At 40.7% G+C, this 5,843-nt stretch carries 5 protein-coding genes; 2 read left to right on the top strand and 3 right to left on the bottom strand.

Annotated features, from left to right (window positions below):
- Window positions 1-548: ArdC-like ssDNA-binding domain-containing protein (locus ATN92_RS19900; RefSeq protein WP_234032597.1), on the bottom strand; the 548-nt coding region annotated here is incomplete at its 3' end.
- A gap of 3 nt (window positions 549-551) precedes the next feature.
- Complete coding sequence (locus ATN92_RS19895; protein WP_206605314.1) at window positions 552-740, bottom strand: hypothetical protein; 189 nt, start codon at window positions 738-740, stop codon at window positions 552-554.
- 79 nt (window positions 741-819) lie between these two features.
- Between ATN92_RS19895 and ATN92_RS19890 the strand changes: the two genes are divergently transcribed.
- Window positions 820-1,611 carry a DUF2238 domain-containing protein gene (locus ATN92_RS19890; protein ID WP_056950643.1) on the top strand — a complete coding sequence of 264 codons (792 nt, stop codon included), beginning with the start codon at window positions 820-822 and terminating at the stop codon, window positions 1,609-1,611.
- Between the two features lie 33 nt (window positions 1,612-1,644).
- A complete protein-coding gene (locus ATN92_RS19885; RefSeq protein WP_411762971.1) occupies window positions 1,645-3,177 on the top strand; it encodes a DNA topoisomerase in 1,533 nt (510 codons plus the stop codon).
- A 495-nt stretch (window positions 3,178-3,672) separates the two neighbouring features.
- Here the strand turns inward: ATN92_RS19885 and mobQ are convergent, their stop codons facing one another.
- Window positions 3,673-5,733, bottom strand: coding sequence for a MobQ family relaxase (gene mobQ / locus ATN92_RS19880; protein ID WP_056950640.1), 2,061 nt, complete (start codon window positions 5,731-5,733; stop codon window positions 3,673-3,675).
- Window positions 5,734-5,843: the final 110 nt, after the last annotated feature.

Below are 5,843 nucleotides of genomic sequence, written 5' to 3'. Positions count from 1 at the left end.
ACTGTGAACGTGCCCTTAACAGCAGTATTTTGCATGGCAACATATGCAACCGCTTCGGCTTGGGTTTCCTGATAAGCTCGTGGCCGATCTTTAAAGGCTGATTTTAATGCGTGTAGCTGGCTATGCGCATATTCGTGATATAACGTCTTTAGTTTCAAAGCATTGTCGGGCTCACCGCTAGCTTGTGACACGTCAAAGACGGGTAGATAACGGTATCCGACAATGGCGCGTTCATCGGTGGTATCAAGACGCTTTTGCTCGGCTGGTGTTAACTTCTTAATAATCGGGGCCGCAATCCGAATCGCTTTTGCGCCTCGTTTGACGGTGCGGTTAAGAGCCGTCTGCCATTGCTTAAAGCCCGCGACTTGAGTGGCTTGCGGATTTTGCACATAAATCAAATCAATGTTTCTGGCGCTATAATGATGAAATTTAGCCAGGGTATTAAGATACTGTTTAAATCGGTCACTATCGGTTAATTTTAGGATTTGTTGTTCGGCTTGGGCGACTAATTGTGCTTTCCAGGCTTTAACGTCTGCTTTACTCGGCATTGTCTACCCCTCCTCATTTTCAAAAATATCATTCAATATAGGGGCTACGTTGATTTGAATCGGGGTCGTGCCATAAAGGGCGATGTAGCCATCAGCTAATTTTTGCCAAGCCACTTGATAATAGGCTCCGTTACCAGTGATTTCTTTTAAATACTTGTAGGTTCCTTTTGGTGTGATTTTTTTATTTTGCACCCGACTTGAACTAGCATCACTAATATCATAAGCTTAAATTAGGAAATTATACGGATTCAACGATGATTGGGGGCGTTTTATGAAATTCTTTACGGCACACACCACTACCGCAAGTAAAATCGTGACGCTGATTTATATATTTTATCGGTTAATTGTCATTTTTATGTTAGGCAATAGCATTTATATGCAAGAATGGTCACACGTCGCTTTGTTAGTGCTGACATTAATTTTGTTTATGCTACCATATTTAATTGAAACTTATCTGCATATTAATATACCTAGTTTGCTAGAATTGATCGTAATCAGTTTTATTTTTAGCTCAACAGTGTTAGGTGAACTAAATGACTTTTATAGTCATATTCCAGTCTGGGACACAGCGTTACACGCACTAAATGGGTTTTTGGCTGCTGGAGTCGGTTTTTCGCTGATTTATTTGTTGAATGAAAATATAACGATTCTGAAATTAACACCGCTATTTATTGCGGTGACCACGTTTTGTTTTTCAATGACGGTCGGGGTTGCTTGGGAATTTGTCGAATTTTCAGCGGATCGTTGGTTGAATATGGATATGCAAAAGGATCGCATTGTGCGCCAAATCAATAGCGTGGATCTAGGCCAACGTAACAATAAAGTGGTCCAGCTGAAAGATATTCAACGAACGACGATTGAAAGTGAAACCGCTGATGGCAAAAAAGTGACTACTGTGATCCATAACGGCTATCTCGATGTTGGCGTGATCGATACTATGAAAGATCTATTCGTTAATTTTATTGGTGCGTTATTTTTCAGTATTTTTGGCTATTTATATATCGATCATGAACATAAACGATTTCAGTTTATTCGTAATTTTATTCCGACCAAACGGAAATGAATTTTCCAGTAAATAATAAGATAGAGGGTACGCGTGCAGACGCCCACTTTGTATATGGTTTATCAAAGGGACCAGGCAATCAAAAACTTTAAGCCAGAACCTTATTTTGAACTAAATGCGGAAATTTTAGCTAATCAGCAAAAATTCTTCGCAAAATTAGACCCCTATCAGCGATTTAAAGACGAAACAGGGCTAATGACATTCATGCAGGCTAAACACGTTCAGAAAGGCTCACAGGGCGGTTTAATCAAGGACGTCCAAAAGCAAGGCAAAAAACGAGCTAGTCCCCAACTATTCTCGCTATCTAGTCTCCAAAGTGCCATGAATAAACGTTATCACGCCAGCGCCAGCCAAACCTTAGCGGCTATTCAAAGCTTATACGAAGACAAACTGCTCAGTTATCCCCGCACCGATTGTGATTATATCACTGATGAAGAATTTGATTATTTAGTGGCTAATCTGACGAAGTATCTGGGCTTGGTCTCTAAGCCGGTCGCTTTAACCAATACCACTCCGAACAAACGCTATGTTGATGGGAAAAAAGTTGAAGAACACTATGCCATTATTATGACTAAAGTCGTGCCAACGAAAGAGAAGCTAGCCAGCTTGCCTAAATTACAGCAACAAGTCTATGACCTGGTTTTAAGGACGACGTTAGCGATGTTTGCTGATCCGTACGAGTACGAAGAAACCACCATTATTACCCAAGTTGGTGACGCCAATTTTAAAGCAACCGGTAAGGTCCCAACTAAGCAAGGTTGGCAAGCTTTATTTGATGATCACAAAGCTGACCAGCAAGAGGCAGCCACCCTACCGATTGTTCACCAAGGCGACCAAGTTCAAGCGAATCTGCAAACGCCGAAAAAAGAAACGACACCTCCGGTACCCTTTACCGAAGGGACATTAATTACGGCCATGAAGACCGCTGGCAAAACGCTTGATGATGAAGAAGCCCAGGCGATTCTCAAAGATGTGCAAGGCATTGGGACAAGTGCGACCCGGGCCAATGTGCTGGAAGTGTTAAAGAAACGCGGCTACTTAGTTACTGAAAAGAATAAGTTGCACGTCAGTGAAGCCGGAATCACTTTATGTAAAGCAGTCGAACTCGAACCCTTGCTAACTAGTCCAGAAATGACAGCTAAATGGGAGCAAGCGTTACAGCAAATCAGTACCGAAGAACGCACTCAGGATAATTTTTTGAGCCAAATCAAAAAGTTCGTGGCAAAGTTAATCGCTGATGTTCCCACGCAATTAACTGGCAGTGCAGCCATTAAACAACAAATTGATCATCAACAGCAAGCACAAAAGTCCGCCGAGGTGTTTTTAGAAACACCACAAGCAACTGTCATAAACAAACAAAAATTTTACATTGTGAAGCCTAAGCAAGGCGAGGACTTTACCCTACCCAAGAAATGGAGTAGCAAGACACTTGGTAAGACCGCGATTAAAGCGCTGGTCACCAAAGGGGAAACCAGCAAATTAAAGGGTTTCAAGAGCAAAAAGGGAAAGTCGTTTAACGCCAAGTTAAAGCTTGACGGCCATAAATTAAGTTTTGATTTTGATTAGAACCTGCCTACCGCCCTGCACTACGTTCCGGTTGGTGAACCCGTCATTTAGGTTCACTTTTACAACCCTAAAAGTAAACCTAAACAACGGGTGAGATTAGCAAAGCAAAGGAGATCATAAAATGGATAATAAATTAGCAGTTATTGGGAGTGAATTACCAGTTTTACAGGCTAAAGTAAATAGTGTGCCCAGAAAATCTTTTTCTATGAAATAACTTAGTCTGAATCGTCGTCACTACGACGTAATCATAATTCGACCGAGCTACCTTTTCACTGACAAGCTTATCAAACTACACTTTTGACTGAGCCATTGGAATTCAACAATTAGCGCAGCAACAATTCGGTGCCCTAAATATAGTTTTCTGAATGTTTTAACCATCAAAACTCATGTAGGCATTATTATCACACCTGATAATCCGCATCTAGGTTGCGTACTTTTAATGGCAAATATAGCACCCATTGAACACATATGTGTACATTTATCTTTACATTTTGATTACAAGTGCATGCCCCCATCTTCATGTCGGTTTCGAGTTTGGTGTTGCCGTTGCTTTTTCGTCATTGCCCACTCGGTCTCTTTTAAGCCACGTAGTTGCTGCTTTCTTAGATAGTCCGTGTTCTTCGCATATAAAATGGTTATTAAAGCTTCGTCCAAAATATTAGTCAGGTAGTTTTTCGGGCTAGTTGGGTAATAATTAATGGCCTGATAGTCCTTAATTTGGTCTTGCTTATATTGATCAAAGCGCATTGTCTGTTGTTTCAAACGGGTTTGCACCATTTCAATTTGTTGGTGATCCAACTTAGGATCTTGGCCACATTCGCCAATAAACAGTTGCCGGGTGCCATCATGTTTTAAGACCCGTTGCAGTCGATGATCCTGAATATCTTTTAATTCCATTTTACCTAACAGGTAATTTAAACCGGCTTGGTGTTGCTGACTAGTAAAGACTACCGGTGGCTGCTGTTGCAATTGACTAAGATCATTGGCGCTTAACGGCTTTAATTCTGGGTCATAGTAAACCACAGCGGTATAGATTTGCTCCTTGTCAATCGTCTCTAGCTTATCGAGGTCACTGTCCGGAAAAGCAGTCGTTAGAATGCTGTTGTATTGAGTTTGCACTACGGCTTTAACTTCCCGCATGACCCGTAAATTTTTCACCGCTTTAGAAATGAATTCGAGTTCGTTAGGTTGATAAGCGGCTAGCATGCCCCGATCAGTAGGCTTCAAATCGTCTAACTGGTGACCATGTTTGGCTAGCACCGTGGTTAATTGCTTCTCAATTGTTTGGGCCTGCTGATTAACTAACTGCCAGCTGGTATATGGCCGCTTGGTAAACGTCAATAATTGCTGGGTTAATAAGTCACTTCGAATATCCGCTAACCGTTCTGCCAATTCGCTACCCTTAAAAATCGTTTGTTCACTATTAGTTTCTTTAATCAGTTCCCGTCGTTCAGCTGCGGTTGTCTGTTCAAAATTAAGTTCCGGATAAAGCTTTTTCGTTGCTCGTTCCACCACTTTATTTAACAACTGGTTAGCTTGTGCTAGTGATGTCGTTTGCTGGTCAATAGTCAGCAGTTGTTTGGTTACATCTTCACCAATGGCATGTTTGATTAATAAGCTGTTTTTCCAATTAAACAGCATGCGCTGTTTATCATCTAAATGTTCTAAATCGACATAGGTTTTCAATTGCTGACTTAGATGACTAATTGTGTGTTTTTCAGAGAACGATAGCTCGTCAGTTAACGCGTCAAAATGTTCATGATTTCTTATCTTTTCGTCAAGATTATGATATTTAGCTTGGGCGCTTCTTTGTGCGCTAACTTGTTGATTAAATGCTTTTCGATTTTTTCTTTGGCTGTTAATGCCTTCGTGTTGGGTAGGTGTCTCTTGAATCCCTTGATCGACAAACGATTTTTCACTAATCCGATCCGGAATATTTTTTTGTGCTAAAGACTGATTAACACTTGTTGCCCAATTATGCCGCCACTCATTAATTTTTTCCTTTTTATCCCAATCAACCAACCAAATTTTTCTTTGTTTTGGAAACCCGCTTTTGGTTAAAAGTTGCTTGCCATTTTCATCTTTAATGTACTGCGTCTTTGCTTTTAATCCCCAACTACCATCGGGGTTAAATGGGCGATTGGTTAACATCACATGTGCATGCGGATTGTCTGGGTGATCGCGATGAATTGCTACGTCAGCTACCATACCTTGATCGACAAAATTTTCTTGCACATATTTTGTCAGTAATTCTTTCTGTTCGGATTCACTTAATTCTACCGGTAAAGCCACGTTAAATTCTTTTGCATACCGTGAGTTTGATTTACGATCGTTCTTTTCAACTTCATTCCATAATTGTTCTCGATTACTGGCCCATTCTGGTGCATTTTCGGGAGTTAAAATAAAGCTTTCTGGCATAACCGATCGGGCATAAAAATAGTGGCGGCCTTCTTGATTATCAAATAATTTTTCACCACTTCTATAAGCGGCACTGGCAATAGCACTGCGTCCTTTACCAGCACTAATATTACTAAAACTCATATGAAATATTGCCATGTTAGTCACCTCTTTACTTTGATTCTATGGGCTTGACTTTGTTGTCGCCATTGGCGACTTCTAATACAGTATTTTGGGGTTAGTACAACATAGAATTCATTCTATGTGTA

The sequence above is a fragment of the Companilactobacillus bobalius genome (assembly GCF_009764355.1).
This window is presented reverse-complemented; position numbering and strand designations above follow the sequence as displayed.